21 protein-coding genes and 1 riboswitch are annotated in these 21,279 nt (G+C 72.6%); of the genes, 7 read left to right on the plus strand and 14 right to left on the minus strand.

Going from position 1 to position 21,279, the window contains the following annotated elements; translation table 11 throughout:
• Window positions 1-37 precede the first annotated feature (37 nt).
• Window positions 38-128: riboswitch (glycine riboswitch) on the plus strand.
• Between the two features lie 73 nt (window positions 129-201).
• Window positions 202-3,024, plus strand: coding sequence for an aminomethyl-transferring glycine dehydrogenase (gene gcvP / locus ML5_RS25810; protein WP_013476769.1), 2,823 nt, complete (start codon window positions 202-204; stop codon window positions 3,022-3,024).
• Between the two features lie 94 nt (window positions 3,025-3,118).
• Here the strand turns inward: gcvP and ML5_RS25815 are convergent, their stop codons facing one another.
• Window positions 3,119-3,319, minus strand: a complete 201-nt coding sequence (locus ML5_RS25815) for a DUF5999 family protein (protein WP_013286363.1) — start codon at window positions 3,317-3,319, stop codon at window positions 3,119-3,121.
• A gap of 123 nt (window positions 3,320-3,442) precedes the next feature.
• On the opposite strand from ML5_RS25815, the gene ML5_RS25820 reads away from it, so the two are divergent.
• Window positions 3,443-4,636, plus strand: a complete 1,194-nt coding sequence (locus ML5_RS25820) for a chorismate-binding protein (RefSeq protein ID WP_013476770.1) — start codon at window positions 3,443-3,445, stop codon at window positions 4,634-4,636.
• A 140-nt stretch (window positions 4,637-4,776) separates the two neighbouring features.
• Here ML5_RS25820 and pip read toward each other — a convergent pair whose 3' ends face one another.
• Window positions 4,777-5,727, minus strand: a complete 951-nt coding sequence (gene pip / locus ML5_RS25825; protein ID WP_013476771.1) for a prolyl aminopeptidase — start codon at window positions 5,725-5,727, stop codon at window positions 4,777-4,779.
• A 99-nt stretch (window positions 5,728-5,826) separates the two neighbouring features.
• Between pip and def the strand changes: the two genes are divergently transcribed.
• Complete coding sequence (gene def, locus ML5_RS25830) at window positions 5,827-6,336, plus strand: peptide deformylase (protein ID WP_030272226.1); 510 nt, start codon at window positions 5,827-5,829, stop codon at window positions 6,334-6,336.
• On the opposite strand, the gene ML5_RS25835 is transcribed toward def, so the two are convergent.
• Window positions 6,316-7,119: a GNAT family N-acetyltransferase gene (locus ML5_RS25835; protein ID WP_013476772.1), complete on the minus strand. Its 804-nt coding sequence runs from the start codon at window positions 7,117-7,119 to the stop codon at window positions 6,316-6,318. The two genes, def and ML5_RS25835, sit on opposite strands and share 21 nt — an antisense overlap.
• A complete protein-coding gene (locus ML5_RS25840; protein ID WP_176739673.1) occupies window positions 7,104-7,877 on the minus strand; it encodes a TSUP family transporter in 774 nt (257 codons plus the stop codon). Before ML5_RS25840 ends, ML5_RS25835 begins: the two co-directional genes overlap by 16 nt.
• A 174-nt stretch (window positions 7,878-8,051) precedes the next feature.
• Here ML5_RS25840 and ML5_RS25845 point away from each other — a divergent pair, with 174 nt between their 5' ends.
• Entirely contained in the window at window positions 8,052-8,831 is a 780-nt protein-coding gene (locus tag ML5_RS25845; RefSeq protein ID WP_013476774.1) for an endonuclease/exonuclease/phosphatase family protein, read from the plus strand.
• A gap of 4 nt (window positions 8,832-8,835) precedes the next feature.
• On the opposite strand, the gene ML5_RS25850 is transcribed toward ML5_RS25845, so the two are convergent.
• From ML5_RS25850 to pdxY, 9 genes are all read right to left on the minus strand, one after another.
• Entirely contained in the window at window positions 8,836-9,702 is an 867-nt protein-coding gene (locus tag ML5_RS25850; RefSeq protein WP_013476775.1) for a bifunctional 5,10-methylene-tetrahydrofolate dehydrogenase/5,10-methylene-tetrahydrofolate cyclohydrolase, read from the minus strand.
• Window positions 9,703-9,794: 92 nt separating this feature from the next.
• Window positions 9,795-10,814, minus strand: coding sequence for a hypothetical protein (locus ML5_RS25855; RefSeq protein ID WP_013476776.1), 1,020 nt, complete (start codon window positions 10,812-10,814; stop codon window positions 9,795-9,797).
• Between the two features lie 51 nt (window positions 10,815-10,865).
• On the minus strand, window positions 10,866-11,855 hold the full coding sequence (locus ML5_RS25860) for a tyrosine-type recombinase/integrase (protein WP_041784280.1): 990 nt from the start codon (window positions 11,853-11,855) through the stop codon (window positions 10,866-10,868).
• Window positions 11,856-12,390: 535 nt separating this feature from the next.
• The gene (locus tag ML5_RS25865; protein ID WP_041784282.1) at window positions 12,391-13,095 is read right to left on the minus strand and encodes a hypothetical protein; all 705 of its coding nucleotides are present in this window, start codon (window positions 13,093-13,095) and stop codon (window positions 12,391-12,393) included.
• A 71-nt stretch (window positions 13,096-13,166) separates the two neighbouring features.
• The gene (locus tag ML5_RS25870) at window positions 13,167-15,542 is read right to left on the minus strand and encodes an excinuclease ABC subunit UvrA (RefSeq protein WP_013476778.1); all 2,376 of its coding nucleotides are present in this window, start codon (window positions 15,540-15,542) and stop codon (window positions 13,167-13,169) included.
• Between the two features lie 26 nt (window positions 15,543-15,568).
• A complete protein-coding gene (locus ML5_RS25875) occupies window positions 15,569-16,018 on the minus strand; it encodes a pyridoxamine 5'-phosphate oxidase family protein (RefSeq protein ID WP_013286350.1) in 450 nt (149 codons plus the stop codon).
• Window positions 16,019-16,026: 8 nt separating this feature from the next.
• Window positions 16,027-16,437, minus strand: coding sequence for a VOC family protein (locus ML5_RS25880; protein ID WP_013286349.1), 411 nt, complete (start codon window positions 16,435-16,437; stop codon window positions 16,027-16,029).
• Between the two features lie 5 nt (window positions 16,438-16,442).
• A complete protein-coding gene (locus ML5_RS25885) occupies window positions 16,443-16,907 on the minus strand; it encodes a helix-turn-helix transcriptional regulator (RefSeq protein WP_013286348.1) in 465 nt (154 codons plus the stop codon).
• A gap of 99 nt (window positions 16,908-17,006) precedes the next feature.
• A complete protein-coding gene (gene pdxY, locus ML5_RS25890) occupies window positions 17,007-17,858 on the minus strand; it encodes a pyridoxal kinase PdxY (RefSeq protein ID WP_013286347.1) in 852 nt (283 codons plus the stop codon).
• Between the two features lie 179 nt (window positions 17,859-18,037).
• On the opposite strand from pdxY, the gene ML5_RS25895 reads away from it, so the two are divergent.
• Together ML5_RS25895 and ML5_RS33135 are read left to right on the plus strand one after the other, a co-directional pair.
• Window positions 18,038-19,456, plus strand: a complete 1,419-nt coding sequence (locus ML5_RS25895) for an OFA family MFS transporter (RefSeq protein WP_013476779.1) — start codon at window positions 18,038-18,040, stop codon at window positions 19,454-19,456.
• Window positions 19,453-19,578, plus strand: a complete 126-nt coding sequence (locus ML5_RS33135) for a hypothetical protein (RefSeq protein WP_013286345.1) — start codon at window positions 19,453-19,455, stop codon at window positions 19,576-19,578. Before ML5_RS25895 ends, ML5_RS33135 begins: the two co-directional genes overlap by 4 nt.
• Before the next feature lie 50 nt (window positions 19,579-19,628).
• On the opposite strand, the gene ML5_RS25900 is transcribed toward ML5_RS33135, so the two are convergent.
• Window positions 19,629-20,357: an SDR family NAD(P)-dependent oxidoreductase gene (locus ML5_RS25900; RefSeq protein WP_013286344.1), complete on the minus strand. Its 729-nt coding sequence runs from the start codon at window positions 20,355-20,357 to the stop codon at window positions 19,629-19,631.
• 75 nt (window positions 20,358-20,432) lie between these two features.
• Between ML5_RS25900 and ML5_RS25905 the strand changes: the two genes are divergently transcribed.
• Window positions 20,433-21,266: a patatin-like phospholipase family protein gene (locus ML5_RS25905; protein ID WP_013476780.1), complete on the plus strand. Its 834-nt coding sequence runs from the start codon at window positions 20,433-20,435 to the stop codon at window positions 21,264-21,266.
• The last annotated feature ends 13 nt before the right edge of the window (window positions 21,267-21,279 follow it).

Consider the following 21,279-nt stretch of genomic DNA (forward strand, 5'->3'; position numbering starts at 1 on the left):
CGGAAACACGCCCGCTGGTAGCGTGGGAAGTGCCGGTACCACCCACGTGGGAGAGACCGTCGATCCGACGGCGCCGAAGGGGCAGATTCTCCCCGGAACCTCTCAGGCAAAAGGACCACGTGGGCAGGCGCTGTGGAGCGCGTCAGCGCGACTCAGGGGGAGGCCGACCCGTCGACCTCGCCCCACCAAGGAGCGCAGCGCATGACCGCAGAGCAGTTCGCCGACCGGCACATCGGCCCCGGCCGCGACGACGAACGCCGGATGCTGGACACCGTCGGTTACGGCTCCGTCGACGAGCTGATGGACGCCGCGATCCCCGAGGTGATCCGCTGGCACGGCACCCTGGACCTGCCCGCCCCGGCCAGTGAGCGGGAGGCTGTCGCCGAGCTGCGCGCCCTCGCGTCGCGCAACACCGTCGCCGTGTCCATGATCGGCCTGGGTTACCACGGCACGCACACCCCGGCGGTGATCCGCCGCAACGTGCTGGAGAACCCCGCCTGGTACACCGCGTACACGCCGTACCAGCCGGAGATCAGCCAGGGCCGGCTGGAGGCGCTGCTGAACTTCCAGACCATGGTCACCGACCTGACCGCCCTGGCCACCGCGAACGCGTCGATGCTCGACGAGGGCACCGCCGCGGCCGAGGCGATGACGCTCGCCCGCCGCGCGTCCAAGAGCAAGAGCCCGGTGTACGTGGTCGACGCCGACGCGTTGCCGCAGACCGTCGCGGTGATCGCCAGCCGCGCCGAGCCGCTCGGCATCGAGGTGCGCGTGGTCGACGTCGAGCGTGACGGGCTGCCGGCGGAGTTCTTCGGCCTGCACCTGCAGTACCCGGGCGCCTCCGGTGCGGTCCGCGACCACCGGGCGCTGGTCGACGCGGCGCACGGCGTGGGCGCGCTGGTGACGGTCGCCGCGGATCTGCTGGCGTTGACGCTGCTGCGCCCGCCGGGCGAGATCGGCGCCGACATCGCCGCCGGCACCACCCAGCGGTTCGGCGTACCGATGGGCTTCGGTGGGCCGCACGCCGGTTACCTGGCGGTGCGTTCGGGCCTGGAGCGGATGCTGCCCGGCCGCCTCGTCGGGGTGTCCCGCGACGCCGACGGCAATCCGGCGTACCGGCTGGCGTTGCAGACCCGTGAGCAGCACATCCGCCGGGAGAAGGCGACCAGCAACATCTGCACCGCCCAGGTGCTCCTCGCGGTGATGGCCGGCATGTACGCCGTCTATCACGGCCCGGACGGGCTGCGCGCCATCGCCCGGCGTACCCACGAGGCGGCGGCGCGGCTCGCGGCCGGGCTGCGCGCCGGGGGCGTCCAGGTCGCGGACGTCGCGTTCTTCGACACTGTCACCGCGACCGTGCCGGGCCGGGCCGCCGAGGTGGTCGCCGCCGCCGCGGCGCGCAACGTGAACCTGCGGCTGGTCGACGCCGACCGGGTCGGCGTCTCCTGCGACGAGACCACCACGCCCGCGCACCTTCAGGCGGTGTGGGAGGCGTTCGGCGTCGACGGGTTCGACGGCGACACCGACGCGGCCCTGCCCGACGGGCTGGCCCGCACGTCGGACTTCCTCACCCACCCGGTGTTCCACAGCCACCACTCGGAGACGGCGATGCTGCGCTACCTGCGCCGCCTGGCCGACTTCGACTACGCGCTGGACCGCGGCATGATCCCGCTGGGGTCGTGCACGATGAAGCTCAACGCCACCACCCAGATGGAACCGATCACCTGGCCGGAGTTCGCGCACCTGCACCCGTTCGCGCCGGACGAGCAGACCGCCGGATACCGGGAGCTGATCGCGCAGCTGGAGGGCTGGCTGGCCGAGGTGACCGGCTACGACGCGGTCAGCGTGCAACCGAACGCCGGGTCGCAGGGTGAGCTGGCCGGGCTGCTGGCGATCCGCGGCTACCACCGGGAGCGCGGCGAGGGCCACCGCGACGTGTGCCTGATCCCGTCGTCGGCGCACGGCACGAACGCCGCGTCAGCGGTGATGGCCGGCATGCGGGTCGTGGTGGTCGGCTGCGACGCCGACGGCAACGTCGACCTGGTCGACCTCGACGCGAAGATCGACAAGCACCGGGACGCGCTCGCCGCGATCATGGTGACGTACCCGTCGACGCACGGCGTGTACGAGACCGGCATCGCCCAGCTGTGCGCGAAGGTCCACGACGCCGGCGGTCAGGTGTACGTCGACGGCGCGAACCTCAACGCGCTGGTCGGGTTCGCCAAGCCGGGCCGGTTCGGGGCGGACGTGTCGCACCTGAACCTGCACAAGACGTTCTGCATCCCGCACGGCGGCGGCGGCCCGGGTGTGGGCCCGGTGGCGGTGCGCTCGCACCTGGCGCCGTTCCTGCCCGGCGACCCGCTCGGCGCGCGCGCCGACGGGCGGCCGGCGATCTCGGCGGCGAACCACGGGTCGGCGGGGATCCTGCCGATCCCGTGGGCGTACCTGCGGATGATGGGCGCCGACGGGCTGGCCCGGGCCACCGGCGTGGCGGTCCTGGCGGCGAACTACGTCGCGGCGCGGCTGCGGTCGCATTTCCCGGTGCTGTACGCCGGCAACAAGGGCCTGGTCGCGCACGAGTGCATCCTGGACCTGCGTCCGTTGACCAAGGCCACCGGCGTGACCGTGGACGACGTGGCGAAGCGGCTGATCGACTACGGCTTCCACGCGCCGACGATGTCGTTCCCGGTGGCCGGGACGCTGATGGTGGAGCCGACCGAGAGCGAGGACCTGGCCGAGCTGGACCGCTTCTGCGACGCGATGATCGCGATCCGGGCGGAGATCGACAAGGTCGGCTCGGGGGAGTGGCCGGCGGGGGACAATCCGCTGACCAACGCGCCGCACACCGCGGCGATGGTGTCGGCCGACGAGTGGCCGCACCCGTACCCGCGGTCGATGGGCGCCTACCCGGCGGGTGTGGACCGGGCGGGCCGGTACTGGCCTCCGGTGCGGCGCATCGACGGCGCGTACGGCGACCGGAACCTGGTCTGCTCGTGCCCCGCGCCGGAGGCGTTCGAGGACTGAGCGGCTGACGCCGGGGCGGTGGGCTCTCGCCGCCCCGGCCGGTGCGCCGGACGGTCATGACCGGCGCGTACGCTCACTGACGCTGCGTGATCGCTCAGGCGACGAGGGCGTGGCGGGCCGGACCCCGGTGCGGGGCGATGGTGCGCCCGTCGGGGAGCAGCTCACCGGTGTCCTCGAAGACGATGACACCGTTGCAGAGCAGGCTCCAGCCCTGCTCAGGGAAGCAGGCGAGTACGCGGGCGGCCTCGCGGTCGGTCGCGTCGGCGGAGGGGCAGGTGGGCTGGTGCTGACACATCGGGTTCTCCGGACTGTGGGGGCACTGTGTCATGGTTCACATGACCAGTGACGCACAGTACCAAGGAAAACTGAGCGGCAACGAGCAAGGATGCGTCTTGTTCACCCAGAATGGGCTGAACGGATGACCCGTAACGGCCCGGACGTCGTGGAAGCGCTCCCACAGGTGGAGGTCGATGCTCCCGGCGCCCCGCCCGGATGCCGCCGCCGGCTCGTCGAGACCGCCCGGCTGCACTGGCGTATCGGCGACGGCGGCGACCCCGCCGACCTGGCACAACGCTTCCTCGCCGCACACGGCATCGACCGCGGCGACCTCGCCCGGCCCGGCCGCCACGACTCCGGCGCCGGAGTGTGCGGCGCCGCGCTGTACCTGTCCGCCGCCGCCGGCGCGTACACCCTCGGCGTGTCGCCCGGCGCGCCCAGCCCCGCACCGGCGCTGCCCGACCTGGTCGTGGTCGTCTACCACCACACCGACCGCCCCGCGGCGCCCCGGCCGCCGGCCCCGGCCCCGTGGCGGCTCGGATCCTGGCAGGACAGCTGGACCCCGGCCGCGCACGCCGCCGCCGTCGCCGCGGTCCGCGACGCCATCGCCCGCGGCGACGTCTACCAGGTCAACATCGTCGGCCACGCCGCCGCCGGCTACACCGGCGACCCGCTGCCCGCGCTGGCCCGCCTCGCCGCGCTACCAGGCGCCCGCTACGGCGGCACCCTGCACGGCCCCGGCTGGGCACTCGGCTGCGCCTCCCCGGAAACCCTCATCGCCGTCGAACACGGCCGGCTGGTCACCCGCCCTATCAAGGGCACCCGCCCGGCCACCCCCGCCGGACGCCGCGACCTGCTCACCTCGGCCAAGGAACGCGCCGAACACGTCATGATCGTCGACCTGGAACGCAACGACCTGGCCCGCGTCGCCCGCACCGGCTCGGTGCGCGTCGACGAGCTGTTCGCCGTACGCCGCTGGTGTGACCTGTGGCAGGCCGAGTCGACGGTGTCGGCGGCGCCCGCCGACGGCCTCGGCCTGGCCGACCTGCTGCGCGCGGTCTGCCCCGGCGGGTCGGTCACCGGCGCGCCCAAACACGCCGCCCTGGCCCACATCGCCGCACTGGAGCCGGTCGGCCGCGGCGCGAGCATGGGGGCGCTCGGCTGGGTCGGACCCGACCGCCTCGACCTGGGCCTGACCATCCGCACCGCCGCCGCCGACGGGAACCTGCTGCACCTGTGGGCCGGGGGAGGCATCACCTGGGACAGCGACCCCGCCGCCGAGGTCGCCGAGGCCGCCGCCAAGGCCGCCCCGATCCGCGCCCTGCTCGCCGGCTGACGGGTCGCCCGGCGGCCCGGCCTTCCCGCTGCGGCCCGGCCTCTCTCGGCGGCCTGGCTTGTCGCGGCGGCTCCGCGGGCCGGTAGCGGCCGTGCGCGGCGCCTCGGGCTACGCGGGCGGTGGCGGCCGTGCGCGGCGGCTCAGCCGGCGGCGGCGAACTCGTCGAGGGCGGCGACGACCCGCTCGCCGATGCCGTGCCCGCCGCCGTGACCGCCGGACTCCACGATCTCCAGCCGCGCGTCCGGCCAGCCCCGGGTCAGCAGCCACGCGATGTCCGGCGGCCCGCTGACGTCCAGCCGGCCCTGCACCAGCACCCCCGGAATGCCCGCCAGGCGGCCCGCGTCGCGCAGCACCTGCCCGTCCGGCTGGAAACCCCGATTCGCGAAGTAGTGCGTCACCAGCCGGGCGAACCCGTACCGGAACACCGGATCGTCGAACCGGGGATCCGGCGCGAACCCACCGGCGAGCGACACGTGCACGTCCTCCCAGTCGCACCAGTCCCGCGCCGCCTGCTCCCGCACCGCCGGGTCCGGGTCGTTCACCAGCCGCGCATACGCCGCCGACAGGTCACCGTCACGGTCGGCCTCGGGCACCCCGCCACGGAACCGCGCCCACTCCTGCGGGAACACCCGGCCCATGTCCCGGGTCACCCACTCGATCTCCCGGTTCGTGTTGGCGACCACGCTGAACAGCACCAGCGCGCTGACCCGCCCCGGGTGCCGCTGCGCGTACGCCAGCGCCAGCGACGACCCCCACGACGCGCCGCACAGCAGCCACCTGTCGATCCCCAGATGCGCGCGCAGCAGCTCCATGTCGGCCAGCAGATGCCCGGTGGTGTTCACCGACAGGTCAGTGGACGGATCCGACGCCGGGGGAGTGCTGCGCTCACAGCCACGCTGGTCGAACAACACGATCCGGTACGCGGCCGGATCGAACAGCCGCCGCCACGACGCGCCCGCCCCCGAACCGGGCCCACCGTGCACCACGAGCGCCGGCCGCCCGTCCGGATTGCCGCACGTCTCCCAGTACACGCGCTGCCCGTCCCCGACATCCAGCATCCCGTGCGCGTACGGCTCGATCGGCGGATACATGCGGCGGCCTCCCTGTGACAGTGTCCGCACACCCTACGAGCGTCGCCGCCCCGGCGGGTGCCCCCCGCGCAGCGGTAAGCAACGGATAGCCTTCCGGACATGACTATGCGCCCCATCCGGATCATCGGCGACCCCGTGCTGCGCACCCCCAGCGAACCCGTCACCAGCTTCGACGCCGAACTGCGCGCCCTCGTCACCGACCTGATGGACACGCTGCTCGGCGCCCCTGGCCGCGCCGGCGTCGCCGCACCCCAGATCGGCGTCAACGCCCAGGTGTTCGTCTACGACGCCGACGGCCACCGCGGCCACATGATCAACCCCACGCTGGAGGTGTCCGACGAACTCCAGGACGACGAGGAGGGCTGCCTGTCCATCCCCGGCCTGTACTTCCCGACCCCGCGCGCGCTGCACGCCACCGCCCACGGCTACGACCAGCACGGCGAGCCGCTCACCGTCACCGGCAGCGGCTTCCTCGCCCGCGCCCTGCAACACGAGACCGACCACCTGCGCGGACGCCTCTACGTCGACACCCTGCGCGGCGACACCCGCCGCCGGGCCCTGCGCGAGATCCGCGCCGGCCGGTTCGACTCACCCAGCCGCGGCCGCTGACGTCAACGCGCACTCGGTGAACCCGGCCACCCGGGAGAACCCCAGCCGCTCGTACAACCGCACCGCCGCCGCGTTGTCCGCCCGCACGTTCAACGTCACATGATCCACAGACGCGCGCAGCCGGGCACACAACGCCGCCACCACACCCGCACCCAGACCACGACCCCGCACATCCGGATGCGTCGTCACGTTCCCCAGCGCCGCCACCCGCCAGCGCGGCGAGAACACGTGCACCCCCGCCACCGCCACCAGCCGGCCGTGCTCCCGCACCCCCACGTACTGGCCCGTCTCCAGCATCCGCGCATCGAACCAGTTCCCCGGATACGCCACCGCGTACAACGCGGCCAGCTCCGCCGCGTCCGCCCGCCCCAACGGCTCACCCACCGCCGGCACCGCCGCCAGCCGCCCCGGATCCGTCAACGCCATCCGGTGATGCGCCGCCGCCTCCGACACCACGAACCAGCGGCCCAGCGCCGCCTCCAGACCGGGGGACAGGTGCGCCCACATCCGCGCCGGCAACACCGGCGCCGCCTCCGTCAGCAACCCCGCCAGCTCCGCCACCCGCTCCGGCGCCGCGAACGCCAGCAACGTCGGCAACTCCACCCCGTGATACAGCAACACCACCTGGTCGCCACGCCGGAACCACGACGTGTACGGCCAGAAGAAATCGTCCAAATCACCCAACTGGTACGCGTGCAACACCGGATCCCGGCCCAGCAGACCCGCCAGCACCGCCCGGTCGTGCTCCGCCCGCACCGCCACCGCGATCAGCCCGCCGTCCACTGGTCGTAACCCAACCGGGCCACCAGCGCCAGCACCACCACCAGCAGCACCACCCGCACGAACCCGGCGCCCCGCCGCAACGCCATCCGCGCGCCCACAGCCGCCCCCACCACGTTGCACACCGCCATCGCCGCGCCCAACGCCCACCACACATGCCCGGTCAACCCGAACACCACAAGCGCGCCCAGGTTCGTGCCCGCGTTCACGACCTTCGCCATCGCCGAGGCATGCACGAAATCCGAACCCAGAATCGCGGTGAACGCCAGCACCAGGAACGTGCCGGTACCCGGCCCGATCAACCCGTCGTACAGAGCGATACCCAGACCGGCCACCGCCACCGCCACCACCACCCGCGCCGGGGTCCGCCGCTGCGGCGACGCCACCACACCAAGCGACGGCCGCGCCAGCACGAACACCGCCACCGCCACCAGCACCACGAGCACCACCGGCCGGTACGCGCTACCCGGCACCGCACCCGCCAACGCCGCACCCAACCCCGCCGTCAGCACCGCCAACCCGGCCGCCGGACCCGCCACCGCCCAGTCCAGCTTCGTGCGCCGCGCGTACGTCACCGCCGCCGTCGACGTACCGAAGATCGCCGCCAGCTTGTTCGTGCCCAACGCCGTCGCCACCGGCACACCCGGCGCCGCCACCAGCAACGCCGGCAACAACAACAGACCGCCGCCACCCACCACCGCGTCCACCCACCCCGCCAGAAGGGCAGCGGTCAGCAACGTCGTCAACGACAGGGCATCCACCGACGCATTCTGCCCACGCCGCCACCAGCGACGAGACCACCTGTGGCCAGCCTCACCGCCCCCGGCGACGCCGCAACCACACCCCGACCGACCCCACCGCCACGAACACCAGCATCGAACAGCACAGCAGTTTCAGCACCCGGCAAGACTCCCACGACGACGTAGGGTGTCCAGGTGCGCCTGGCCACCTTCAACCTGCTGCACGGCCGATCCCTCACCGACGGGCTCGTCGACCCCGACCGGCTCACCGCCGCCGTCACCGACCTCGACGCCGACGTCCTCGCCCTCCAGGAAGTCGACCGCGACCAGACCCGCAGCGGCAAACTCGACCTCACCGCCGTGGCCGCCCGCGCCCTGCACGCCGACCACCACCGCTTCGCCGCCGCCGTCGTCGGCACCCCCGGCGAACAGTTCCGCCCCCTCACCCACGACGACGACGGCCACGGCGAACCCCTCTACGGCATCGGCCTCATCAGCCGCCACCCCGTCCGCTCCTGGCAGGTCACCCGCCTGCGCGCCGCCCCCGTCCGCTCACCCATCTACGCACCCGGCCCCGGCGGCGGACTCGTCCTGCTCCGCGACGAACCCCGCGTCGTGCTCGCCGCCGTCCTCGACACCCCCCACGGCCCACTCACCGTCGCCGCCACCCACCTGTCCTTCGTGCCCGGCTGGAACATCTGGCAACTACGCCGCGTCGTGCGCGTCCTGCGCACCCTCCCCGCACCCCGGATCCTGCTCGGCGACCTCAACCTGCCCGCCGGACCCGCCGCCGCGCTCACCCGCTGGCAGCCCCTCGCGCGGCGCCCCACCTACCCGGCCGGGCAACCCCGCGTCCAGCTCGACCACATCCTCGCCGACCGGCACGGGCTCGACCGGCTGCCGGCCGTCACCGCCGTCCACACCCCGCTGGCGACCATCTCCGACCACCGGCCCCTCGTCGTCGACCTCGGCTGACCGCTCAGCCCAGACCGCTCTGCCGCCGCGCCGCCTCCACCGCGTTGCGGAACAACATCGCCACCGTCGTCGGACCCACCCCGCCCACACGCGGCGTGATCGCCCCCGCCACCTCGGCACACGACTCGTCCACGTCCGGCAGCAACCGCCGCCCCTGGTACCGCACCCCACCACCGACCACCACCGCACCCGGACGCACATGCTCCGGCCGCACGATCCCCGGCACCCCCGCCGCCGCGATCAGGATCTCCGCCCGCCGCGTATACCGCGGCCAGTCCGCCACCCCCGTGTGCACCACAGTCACCGCCGCGTTCGCCGTCGGCCGCTTCTGCGCCAGCAACATCGCCAACGGCCGACCCAACGTCGCACCCCGGCCCAGGATCACCACCTCCCGGCCCGCCACCGGCACACCGTGGAACGCCAGCAACGCCTCGATCCCCGCCGGCGTACACGGCAACGGACCCGGCAACCCCAACGCCAGCCGGCCCATGTTCACCGGATGCATCCCGTCCACGTCCTTGTCCGGATCCAGCACCGCCAACGCCCGGTCGTAGTCCAGATGACCCGGAATCGGATACTGCACCAGCACCCCGTGCACCGTCTTGTCCGCGTTGAAATCCGCCAGCACCGCATGCAGATCCGCCTGCGACGCCGACGCCGGCAGATGCACGTGCGGCGACACGAACCCCAGCTCCGCCGCCTGACGCTGCTTGATCCGGATATAACCCGCGCTCGCGTCGTCGTCACCCACCAGCACCGTCGCCAGCGCCGGCGTCACCCCCGCCGCACGCAGCTCCGCCACCGACGCGGCGACCTCCGACAACACCTGCTCCGCCACCGGGGCACCCGGCAACAACCGCGCAGAAGACATACGACACCTCGCCCGCGGAGGCCCAGGCGGTCGACCCCCGCGACGAGCTCCCCGATGGTTCACCCATCCCCGTGCCGCCAGTCGCGTTCCCCTCAGCCTGCCACAGCCTCCACCGCCACCGCATCCACCACCGACTGCCACCCCGGCAACGCCGCCAGCAAACCGTCCGCCCGCCGCCGCCGATCCGCCGCCGACGCCACACCCAGATCAGCCAGCACCGCCCCGAACGCCCGCTCCCACTCCGGCGCCACCACGCCCGACACCACATGACACCGCGCCCACGTCACCAGCACCCAGAACATCGCCTCCCGATGCCGACCCGCCTCGATCAGCTCAGCCGCACCGTCGAACACCACCGGACGCCCCGCCGTACCCAGATCCGCCCCGAACGCGAACCCCTCCCGCGGCAACCGCGACACCTCGTCGAACACCACCGCCAACCCGGCCAGATGCTCCCGCACCCGCGCCGCGTCCACACCCACCCCGCCGCCGTCGAGCGTGTCCAGCAGGCCCGCGTACCGATCCGCGAACCCGAACCGCGACAACACCCGCTCCGCCCGCACGTACCGCCGCCGCACCGTCGGATCCGCCAGACCCGCCACCGCCGGCCACACCGCCAGCAACGACGTCGGAAACACCCACGACAGCACCTGCTCCGCCACCGGCGCCGAACCGCCCACCGCCCGCAACCCGGCCTCGATGCGCCGCCGCACCCCCGCGCACCGCTCCCGCACCCACACCGGATCCGCGAACCCCGCCGCCACCCGCTCCCGCACCGCGGCCAGCCGCCCCGACGGATCCGCGATCACCCCATCGGTACGGAACATCGGCGCGAACACCCACGACCCCAGCACGTCCTCCGGGCCACCCAACTCCTCCCACGTGACAGTGCTGACCTCCAGCAGCACCCCCCGGTGCACGAACTTGCCCACCTTCACACCGGGCTCCCGGCGTACCAGCAGCACGTCCACGTCCGACCACACCGGCAGCACCGCGTCGTCCGGCAACCCCACAGTCGACCCGCTGAACAACGCCCCCTCGATCGACGGGTCGGCGCGCATCCGCTCCCGCACCCACCCGACAGCCACCGCGCGCGCCGCACCCACCCGCATCTCGCCGATCCTGCCAGCGCGCCACCCCACACGCCGCCCGCCGCACGACAGTCACCGCCGCGGCGCCAGCCCCGACAACGCCCGGTTGGTACGGTTCGCCGCCACCGCCGCCCGCTGCTGACCCGCCGTCACCTCGATGTACGTCTGCGACGACGCCAACGACGCGTGCCCCAGCAACCGCATGATCTCCGCCGCGCTCGCGCCGTCCTCCGCCAACCGCGTCGCGAACGTGTGCCGCAACGCGTGCAACCGCGCACCCCGTGGCACCCGGTCACCGATGCCCGCCCGCCGGTAACACGACTCCACCAGGTACTGCAGCCCACCCCGACGCAACGCCTCACCCTGACGATCCACCAGGAACGGCGAGTCCGGCCGCACACTGCGCGACCCGAACCGGAGCCGCCGGCTGTCCAGATAACCCGCAAGCACCCGGTCCACGCCGTCCTCGATCGGCACCGTACGCGGCCGCCCGCCCTTGCCCGCCACGTCCACCCGCCGCTCACCGTCGCGCCCGGCCACCGACGACACCCGCAGCGCCAGCAGCTCCGACAGCCGCAACCCCGCGCACAACGCCAGCGCCAGCACCGCCAGGTCGCGCTCCGGCCACGGGTCACGCTGCCGGCCCTCCGCCCGGGCCACCGCCGCCAGCAACTCCTCCGGGGTGTCCTCGCCCCGCAGCGGCTTGGGCCGGGGGAGCGGCGTACGGGGTCGCCCCACCGCCGGCATCGGATTCCCCGGTACGACACCCTCGGCGACCAGGAACGTGAAGAAGCTGTTCCAGGTCGACCAGGCACGATGGACCGACGCGGCGGCGCGGGGACCGGCGAACCGCGCGAACGCCGCGCGCATCACCTTGGGGGAGAGGGTGCTGACCGGTAGGCGCAGGGGAGAGGCGTCACCGGCCGCCGCCACCAGCTCGGCCACAGTGGTCAGATCCCGCCGGTACGCGGCCAGTGTGTGGGGGGAGGGCTTACGGGTGGCCCGGGCGGTCAGGAACTCCTCAATAAGAGCGCCCACCGTTTCGTCCGGTTTGTCATGCATAAGGGATATTATGCATGATTCTCGCGTTCCCGTCAGGAGGCACATCAGGGGAGCGCGGGCGATCAACGCCATGATCAACTCCATCTCGCCGAGATGGCGGTAATCCCAGTGCTCCGATGCAGCCACATCGGCGAACTGGCGGCGGCTCCGGCGATCATGAGGTTGGCCGGGAGTGCCGTCTAATTTGTTGCCGCCAACTTCATGATCGGCGGACGGTGGGTGGAGCGAGGTGGGATCCGGCGGGGGATGCGCGGGTCGCCTGGTGGGTGGGCCGGCCCGATGATTGGTGCCTGGGCGCAACGGCGGCGACATCGTGTCCGGAGGTGCGAGCCGGCTCGCGGCGAGCTTGCTGCCGCTGCCAGCGCTCGCCAGGTGGAGCACGCGGTCCCGCAGCACGACAGGGGGTGACTGCTTGGCCCTCCGGCACCCCGAAGGCCCGCAAAAGCGGTCACCTGCCTCGCGCGGGCGCTCGGGGAGCTCCCACCTCAGCGTTACTTGACATAATGTACATTATCGAATGTGCATTGTTCGGTGCTCAGGCATGCTTCGCGCCTTCGTTCTCCGCAGCGATCCCTTGAGGGCCGCCGTTCTCACCTCCGGCCCGAGGCGCTGCGTAGGCACATTCCGGCGTCGCCGCGTCCCTGACGAGCGCGGCGACGCACAGTAGGTCTCGCGCACGGAAGTACGCTGGCGCATCTTCGTCGTGAAGCCGCCCGTCGGCACGCTGCCGCACCTGCTGTACCGCGTCATCGAGTCGCCGCTGCTGCTCGACGGTCAAGGGCCCGCCGCTGGCCAGGCAGGCGGACACCGAGCTGCCGATCTCCCGCGCGCCCGGGTCGTTGCCCGCGAGCAGCTCGGGCAGCCGGCTGCGCCGCCAATAGCTCAGCGCGTGCAGTGCCGCTCGCTGGGCAGCTCCGTACCAGATCGGCGGGCCCAGGTTGGGGTTTCGATCAGCGCGCCCCGGTGTCCGGCGGCCGAGCTGCTTCGCGGTGCGGCGTTCGGCGGCGTACCGCTGTAGATCCTCGTGCCGGAGGCGGCGGCTCGCCGCGAGATGCTCCAGCGCCCGAAGCAGCGCCGCTTCGTCACGCCTGAACGGTCCGGCCAGCTCTTCGAGGAAGCTCAGTGTCGCCTCGAAGCCGACTGGGCGGTACAGCTGCACGCACGAGCGTAGTGCGGAGACCCGGCGCTGGTACGGCAGCGCCGGGTCGCGGACGCGGCGGGCGAAGGCGCTGAAGCTCACGGGCCGAGAGTAGAGGCGCCGATCGACAGTGGCGTTGACCGTCGCCTCTCCCCTGTGCTGCCGTCCGGCGGTCAGGCGCCGACGTAGTCGGCCAGGTGTTCGCCCGTGAGCGTCGACCGCGCCGCCACGAGATCCGCCGGGGTGCCCTCGTACACGATCCGGCCGCCGTCGTGCCCGGCGCCCGGACCGAGGTCGATGATCCAGTCGGCGTGCGCCATGACGGCCTGGTGGTGCTCGATCACGATGACGGAGTTCCCCGTGTCGACGAGCCGGTCGAGCAGGCCGAGCAGTTGGGCGACGTCGGCCAGGTGCAGGCCGGTGGTGGGTTCGTCGAGGACGTACACGCCGCCCTTGTCCCCCATCCGGGTGGCGAGCTTGAGCCGCTGCCGTTCGCCGCCGGACAGCGTGGTGAGGGGCTGACCGAGCGTGAGGTAGCCGAGGCCGACGTCGGCGAGCCGGTCGAGGATGGTGTGGGCGGCCGGGGTGCGGGCCTCGCCGTCGCTGAAGAACGTCTCGGCTTCGTCGACGGACATGGCGAGGACCTCGCTGATGTCGCGTCCGCCGAGGTGGTAGTCGAGGACGGCGGGCTGGAAGCGCTTGCCTTCGCAGTCCTCGCAGGTGCTGGCGACGCCGGCCATCATGCCGAGGTCGGTGTAGATGACGCCGGCGCCGTTGCAGGTCGGGCAGGCGCCTTCGGAGTTGGCGCTGAACAGGGCGGGTTTGACGCCGTTGGCCTTGGCGAAGGCCTTGCGGACGGGGTCGAGCAGGCCGGTGTAGGTGGCGGGGTTGCTGCGGCGGGAGCCGCGGATGGCGGTCTGGTCGACGCTGACGACGTCCTCGCGTTTGGCCAGTGAGCCGTGGATGAGGCTGCTCTTGCCGGAGCCGGCGACGCCGGTGACGACGACCAGGACGCCCAGGGGGATGTCGACGTCGACGTCGCGCAGGTTGTGGGTGCGGGCGCCACGGATCGGCAGGGTGCCGGTGGGCGTACGCAGCTTGTCCTTGAGGGTGGCGCGGTCGTCGAGGTGGCGGCCGGTGGTGGTGTCGCTGGCGCGCAGGCCGGCGACTGTGCCTTCGTAGCAGATGGTGCCGCCGGCGGTGCCGGCGCCGGGGCCGAGGTCGACGACGTGGTCGGCGATGGCGATGGTCTCGGGTTTGTGTTCGACGACGAGGACGGTGTTGCCCTTGTCGCGGAGTTGGAGCAGGAGGTTGTTCATGCGGGCGATGTCGTGCGGGTGCAGGCCGATTGTGGGTTCGTCGAAGACGTAGGTGACGTCGGTGAGGGACGAGCCGAGGTGGCGGATCATCTTGGTGCGCTGGGCCTCGCCGCCGGAGAGGGTGCCGGCGGGGCGGTCGAGGCTGAGGTAGCCGAGGCCGATCTCGACGAAGGAGTCGAGGGTGTCCCCCAGTGCCTTGAGCAGCGGGCCGACGGAGGGGTGGTGCAGGTCGCGTACCCAGGTGGCGAGGTCGCTGATCTGCATGGCGCAGGCGTCGGCGATGTTGATGCCGTTGATCTTCGAGGAGCGGGCTTCGGGGGCGAGCCGGGTGCCGTCGCAGTCGGGGCAGGTGGTGAACGTGACGGCGCGTTCGACGAAGGCGCGGATGTGGGGCTGCATGGCGTCGACGTCCTTGGCGAGCATCGACTTGCTGATGGCGGGGATGAGGCCGGTGTAGGTGACGTTGATGCCGTCGACCTTGATCTTCGTGGGCTCCTTGTGGAGCAGGTCGTCGAGTTCGCGTCTGGTGTAGTCGCGGATGGGCTTGTCGGGGTCGAACAGGCCGCTGGAGCGGAAGGTGCGGCTGTACCAGCCGTCCATGCTGTAGCCGGGGATGGTGATGGCGCCCTCGTTGAGGGAGAGCTTCTCGTCGTAGAGGACGGTGAGGTCGAAGTCGGTGACGGCGCCGCGGCCCTCGCAGCGGGGGCACATGCCGCCGAGGCGGTTGAAGGTGCCCTTCTTGGTCTGGGTCTTGCCGGGGCCGCGGTCGACGGTGATGGCGCCGGCGGCGCGTACGGAGGGGACGTTGAAGGAGTAGGCGTTGGGTGGGCCGATGTGGGGGTCGCCGAGGCGGCTGAACAGGATGCGCAGCATGGCGTTGACGTCGGTGGCGGTGCCGACCGTGGAGCGGGGGTCGGCGCCCATGCGTTCCTGGTCGACGATGATGGCGGTGGTGAGGCCTTCGAGGATGTCGACCTCGGGGCGGGACAGGGTGGGCATGAAGCCCTGGACGAAGGCGCTGTAGGTCTCGTTGATGAGGCGCTGGGACTCGGCGGCGATGGTGCCGAAGACCAGTGAGCTCTTGCCGGAGCCGGAGACGCCGGTGAACACGGTGAGGCGGCGTTTGGGTATCTCGACGTCGACGTTGCGCAGGTTGTTCTCGCGGGCGCCGTGGACGCGGATGATGTCGTGGCTGTCGGCGTGGTGCAGGCCGGTGGTGGCCTTGCTCATGGTCTCTCCGTCCGGTGGTGCGGGTGTCAGTCGAGCCAGCGGCCGTCGCGCATCAGGGTGCGGCCGGGTAGCTCGTCGGCTTCGCGCCAGGCTTGTATGCGGTGTGGCGTGATGCGGTACCAGCGGTAGGGCGTGGTCAGGGTACGGGGGTCGAAGCCGGTTCGGGTGGCGAAGCGGTCGCCTCGGCCGGTGGGCAGGGCGTCGAGGGCGAGGGTTTCGACATCGCCGTCGATCATGGTGACGTCGCGGGTAGGGCCGAGGCCGACGCGGGCGCGGCCGCCGGCGAGGTTGCGGCCGGTGGGGCTGTCGGCCGGGGTGGCGACGAGCAGTGTGTGGCCGTCCCAGTCGAAGGACAGGGGCACGAGGTACGGGGTGCCGTCGGGTTCGGCGGTGGCGACCCAGCAGTCGACGTCGTTTTCGAGGCGGTGGGTGGTGTCGTTGCGGCGGCGGGCGCGGGTGCGGGGTGCGTCGGTCATGGGGTGGGTCAGCGCCGCTCGTTGATGCGGATGAGGTTGCCGGTGGGGTCGCGGAAGGCGCAGTCGCGGACGCCGTAGGGCTGTTCGGTGGGTTCCTGGACGACGTCGGCGCCGGAGGCCTGGAGGCGGTCGAACAGGCCGTCGAGGTCGTCGGTGGCGAGGGTGAGCGCGCCGTAGCTGCCCTTGGCGATGAGTTCGAGAATGGTGCGGCGTTCGTCGTCGGTGATGCCGGGGTCGGCGGCCGGCGGGTGCAGGACGATGCCGGTCTCGGGCTGGTTGGGTGGGCCGACGGTGAGCCAGCGCATGTTGTTGTAGCCGACGTCGTTGCGCAGTTCGAAGCCGAGGGTGTCGCGGTAGAAGGCGAGGGCGGCGTCGGCGTCGGTGTGGGGCAGGAAGGCGTAGTGAATGGTGATCGTCATGGTGGTCACGCTAGTGGTGGTCGGCCGGTGCGGGCTTCTCGATTCCTGATCGGTCGGGTCGCCTGTTTGGTCAGGCACGGGGGTGGTTCGGCGGTGTCGGGTGCGTGGCGGGCGCGGTAGGCGCTGGGTGGTTCGCCGACGAGTTCGGTGAAGCGGGTGCTGAAGGTGCCCAGGGACTGGCAGCCGACGGCGAAGCAGACGTCGGTGACGCTGAGGTCGCCGCGGCGCAGCAGGGCCATGGCGCGTTCGATGCGGCGGGTCATGAGGTACGCGTACGGGGATTCGCCGTAGGTCTGGCGGAACTGCCGGCTGAGGTGGCCGGCGGACATGTGTTCGCCGCGGGCGAGGGCTTCGACGTCGAGGGGTTTGGCGTATTCGCGGTCGATGCGGTCGCGGACGCGGCGTAGCCGGGTGAGGTCGCGCAGCCGTTGGGCGAACGCGGGGTCGTCGGTTGCCGGGTGCGGTGGCACGTCCGCATCCTGCCTGGTGGGCGGTGGGGTCGTCCACCTGTTCGAGCGGCGAGTCGCCGCGCGGGTGCACCCGCGCGGCAGGTGCACCCGCGCTGTCGGTCAGCGCAGCCGGCGGGCGGTGAAGCGGGTGGGTGGGTCGGCGATGGCGTCCTGGGCGGCGACGAGTTGCAGTTCGCGGGTGCCGGCTTCGAGGGTCGCCTCGAGTACCGCGTAGATCGAGTTGGTGGTGCGTTCCAGTGCGGTCTTCGGTGAGCCGGTGGTGGCGAGGTGGGCGAGGTAGAGGGCGGCGGTGACGTCGCCGCCGCCGTTGGGGGCGATCGGCAGCAGCGGGGTGGTGACGGCCCAGGCGCCGTCGTCGGAGACGGCGACGACTTCCAGGTGGCCGGCGGGCAGGTCGCCGTGCAGGACGCTGGTGACCAGGACGTGCCGGGGGCCGGTGGCGCGGACGGTGTCGACGGCGGCGAGCAGGTCGTCGACGGTGTCGGTGGTGCGGCCGGCGAGGAATTCCAGCTCGAACTGGTTGGGGGTGACGATGTCGGCGCGCGGGACGACTGTGTCGCGGAGGTATTCGGGGATGCCGGGGCGGACGAACATGCCGCGGCCGACGTCGCCCATGACCGGGTCGCAGCAGTAGAGGGCGGCCGGGTTGGCGGCCTTGACGCGGGCGACGGCGTCGAGGATGACGGCGCCGACGGCGGGGTCGCCCTGGTAGCCGGAGAGGACGGCGTCGGCGGTGCCGAGCACGCCGCGGTCCTCGATGCCGGCGATGACGTCGGCGACGTCGGTGGGGGCGAGCAGGGGGCCGCGCCAGGCGCCGTAGCCGGTGTGGTTGGAGAAGTGCACGGTCAGGACCGGCCAGACCTCGTGGCGGAGGCGTTGCAGCGGGAACACGGCGGCGGAGTTGCCGACGTGGCCGTAGGCGACCGACGACTGGATGGACAGGATCTTCACCCGGTCATCGTCGCATCCCGGGCCGGGGATGACTGCCGGTGGTGGGGTGATGACGGGCCGGGACGGCGGTGACCGTTCGGCGCAGCGTTTCGGCCGTCCGGCGCGGGGCGGGTTTGGGTGCAGCGTGCGGCAGGGGCATGAACCGGGGTGTTCTCGCCATTCGGACGGAGGAAGCACTGATGCTTTCCGCACTCGATCGTCGGCACACCGTCGCGCCGCCGGGGTACAGCCGTTGGCTGATTCCTCCGGCGGCGCTGGCGATCCATCTGTGCATCGGGCAGGTCTACGCCACGAGCGTGTACAAGAACTCCCTGATCGCGCATTTCGACACCGGTCAGACGGCGATCGGGGTGATCTTCAGTATCGCGATCGTGATGCTGGGGTTGTCGGCCGCGGTGGCCGGTACGTGGGTGGAGGCGAACGGGCCGCGTAAGGCGATGTTCGTCTCGGCGTGTTTCTGGGCGGCGGGGTTCCTGGTCGGGGCGCTGGGTATCGCGACCGGGCAGCTGTGGTTGCTGTATCTGGGGTACGGGGTGCTGGGCGGGATCGGTCTGGGGATCGGGTACATCTCCCCCGTCTCCACGTTGATCAAGTGGTTCCCGGACCGGCCGGGTCTGGCGACCGGCTTGGCGATCATGGGGTTCGGTGGCGGGGCCATGGTGGCCTCTCCCCTGTCCCGGCAGCTGCTGTCGTTCTACGACCCGGCCTACGACCCGGCGAACAGCGGTTCCACGGCGTCGGGGCCGGCGTTGGTGTGGTTGTTCGTGACGCTCGGCGTCGGCTACTTCGTGATCATGATGTTCGGGGTGTTCAACGTGCGGGTGCCGGCGCCGGACTGGCGGCCGGCCGGGTTCGACCCGGCTCGGGTGGCGGACAAGCCGCTGGTGACGACAGCGAACGTGTCGGCGGCCAACGCGGTCAGGACGCGGTCGTTCTGGCTGCTGTGGGTGGTGCTGTTCTGCAACGTGACGGCGGGTATCGGCATCCTGGAGCAGGCCAGCCCGATGATCCAGGACTTCTTCCGCGAGGGTGGCACGTCGGCGGTGTCGGTGGCGGCGGCCGGCGGGTTCGTGGGGCTGTTGTCGCTGTTCAACATGGCGGGCCGGTTCGTGTGGTCGTCCACCTCGGATGTGATCGGCCGCAAGCCGATCTACATGGTGTACCTGGGTGTGGGCATGGTGCTGTACCTGCTGCTGGCGCTGGTGGGGCAGACCGCGACGGCGTTGTTCGTGCTGCTGGCGTGCGTGATCCTGTCGTTCTACGGCGGCGGGTTCGCCACCGTGCCGGCGTACCTGCGGGACCTGTTCGGCACGTTCGAGGTGGGTGCGATCCACGGCCGGCTGCTGACCGCGTGGTCGGCGGCGGGCGTGGCCGGGCCGCTGATCGTCAACGCGTTCCTCGACGCGCAGGGCGAGCCGGGCACGTTGACCGCGGCGGCGTACCGGCCGGCGCTGTTCACGATGGTCGGCGTGCTGGCGGTGGGTCTGGTGGCGAACCTGCTGGTGCGGCCGGTGCCGCAGCGTTACCACGAGCCCGCGTCCGGGCGGGACGAGACGGGACCGGGGCAGCCGGTGACGGCGGAGAGGAGCGGATCGTGAACGAGCGGACCGGTGGCGGGCAGCGGGCCCGTCTGGTGGTGTCGTGGCTGGTGGTGTCGGCGCTGCTGGGCTACGGCGTGGTGCAGACGCTGATCACGGCGGCGAAGCTGTTCACCCAGTAGGAGACGCGACGCGGCGGCCCGGGGGTGGAGATCCCCGGGCCGCCGCCGGGTCAGAGACCGCCGCCGACGCGCAGGACCGCGCCCGTTGTGTACGAGGCGTCCGGGCCGAGCAGGTACGCGATCGCGCCGGCGACCTCCTCGGGTTCCCCTGCGCGGCCCATCGGGATCCGGCCCGCGGCGGTGTCGGGCCGGTCGGGCACGCCGGAGCGGGCGTGGATGGTGGTGCGGATGATCCCGGGGGCGACGGCGTTGACGCGGACACCGTGCGGCGCGAGTTCCTTGGCCAGCCCGACGGTGAGGGTGTCGGTGGCGGCCTTGACGGCGGCGTAGTGCACGTACTCGCCGGGTGAGCCGAGCGTCGCGGCCACGGAGGAGACGTTGACGATGGCGCCGCCGCGGGTGAGCCGCCGGGCCGCCTGCTGGGCGCACAGCACGTACCCGATGAGGTTGACGTCGACGACCTCGCGCAGGTCGTCGACGCGCAGGTCGGTGAACGGGCCGATCGGGCTGGTGACGCCGGCGTTGTTGACCAGGCCGGTGAGCGGGCCGAGCCGGTCGGCGGCGTCGAAGATGCGGCGTACCTGGTCGGGGTCGGTGGTGTCGGCGGCGACGGTGACCGCGCGGCGGCCGGCGGCGCGCACGTCGGCAGCCACGGATTCGGCGGCGGTGTGGTCGGTGCGGTAGCCGATGACCAGGTCGTGGCCGTCGGCGGCGAGCCGGCGGGCGGTGGCCGCGCCGATGCCGCGTCCTCCCCCGGTGACGATGGTGACGGAGGTCAATGCCCTTCTCCCCTGCCTTGCGGTGGGGGCGACGTTACCGTGGGCGGGACCATCCGGGGTGGAGAGGACTGTCACATGGGGCGCGCGTTGGTGCTGGGTGGCGGCGGGGTGACCGGGGTGGCCTGGGAGCTGGGTCTGCTGGCCGGGCTGGCCGGGCACGGCCTGCGGTTGGACGAGGCGGACCTGGTGGTGGGTACGTCGGCCGGGTCGGTGGTGGGGGCGCAGGTGCGTTCTGGTACGCCGCCGGCGCAGTTGTACGAGGCGCAGCTGCGGCCGCCCCGCGACGAGGTGCCGGCCCGGCTCGGGACGGGCGTGCTGTTGCGCTGGGCGTGGGCCGGTGGGCGGGGCCGGGACGCGGCGCGGGCCCGGGCACGTATCGGCGCGATGGCGTTGTCGGCGCGTACCCCGTCGGAGCAGTCACGGCGGGCGGTGATCGCGGCGCGGCTGCCGTCGCCGGACTGGCCGGCGGCGCGGCTGCTGGTCACCGCCGTGGACGCGGCCTCCGGCGAGTTCGTGGTGTTCGACGCGGACAGCGGGGTGCCGCTGGTGGACGCGGTCGGCGCGAGTTGCGCGGTGCCGGGGGTGTGGCCGCCGGTCACAGTCGGCGGCCGGCGCTACGTCGACGGCGGGGTCCGCTCGCCGGTGAACGCGGACCTGGCGGCCGGGTGCGGGCAGGTGGTGGTCCTGGCGCCGACGCGCGCGGCGGTGGGGCCGATGCCGCGGCTGTCGGCGCAGGTGGCGGCGTTGCGGGAGGCGGGGGCGCGGGTGGCAGTGGTGTCGCCGGACCGGGCGGCGCGGACGGCGATCGGCCGCAACGTGCTGGATCCGGCGCGGCGGGCGGCGTCGGCGCGGGCCGGGTTCGCCCAGGCCGACGCGGTGGCCGACGAGGTGGCAGCGGTGTGGCGCTGACCGAGGGCGTGCA

Source organism: Micromonospora sp. L5 (assembly GCF_000177655.2).
Taxonomy (GTDB): domain Bacteria; phylum Actinomycetota; class Actinomycetes; order Mycobacteriales; family Micromonosporaceae; genus Micromonospora; species Micromonospora aurantiaca.

Bases quoted from the DNA above. Each gene is read 5' to 3' on its own strand.
- gcvP (WP_013476769.1), top strand. From the start codon at position 202: ATGACCGCAGAGCAGTTCGCCGACCGGCACATCGGCCCCGGCCGCGAC.
- ML5_RS25815 (WP_013286363.1), bottom strand. From the start codon at position 3,319: ATGTGTCAGCACCAGCCCACCTGCCCCTCCGCCGACGCGACCGACCGC.
- ML5_RS25820 (WP_013476770.1), top strand. From the start codon at position 3,443: ATGACCCGTAACGGCCCGGACGTCGTGGAAGCGCTCCCACAGGTGGAG.
- pip (WP_013476771.1), bottom strand. From the start codon at position 5,727: ATGTATCCGCCGATCGAGCCGTACGCGCACGGGATGCTGGATGTCGGG.
- def (WP_030272226.1), top strand. From the start codon at position 5,827: ATGACTATGCGCCCCATCCGGATCATCGGCGACCCCGTGCTGCGCACC.
- ML5_RS25850 (WP_013476775.1), bottom strand. From the start codon at position 9,702: ATGTCTTCTGCGCGGTTGTTGCCGGGTGCCCCGGTGGCGGAGCAGGTG.
- ML5_RS25855 (WP_013476776.1), bottom strand. From the start codon at position 10,814: ATGCGGGTGGGTGCGGCGCGCGCGGTGGCTGTCGGGTGGGTGCGGGAG.
- ML5_RS25860 (WP_041784280.1), bottom strand. From the start codon at position 11,855: ATGCATGACAAACCGGACGAAACGGTGGGCGCTCTTATTGAGGAGTTC.
- ML5_RS25870 (WP_013476778.1), bottom strand. From the start codon at position 15,542: ATGAGCAAGGCCACCACCGGCCTGCACCACGCCGACAGCCACGACATC.
- ML5_RS25875 (WP_013286350.1), bottom strand. From the start codon at position 16,018: ATGACCGACGCACCCCGCACCCGCGCCCGCCGCCGCAACGACACCACC.
- ML5_RS25880 (WP_013286349.1), bottom strand. From the start codon at position 16,437: ATGACGATCACCATTCACTACGCCTTCCTGCCCCACACCGACGCCGAC.
- ML5_RS25895 (WP_013476779.1), top strand. From the start codon at position 18,038: ATGCTTTCCGCACTCGATCGTCGGCACACCGTCGCGCCGCCGGGGTAC.
- ML5_RS25905 (WP_013476780.1), top strand. From the start codon at position 20,433: ATGGGGCGCGCGTTGGTGCTGGGTGGCGGCGGGGTGACCGGGGTGGCC.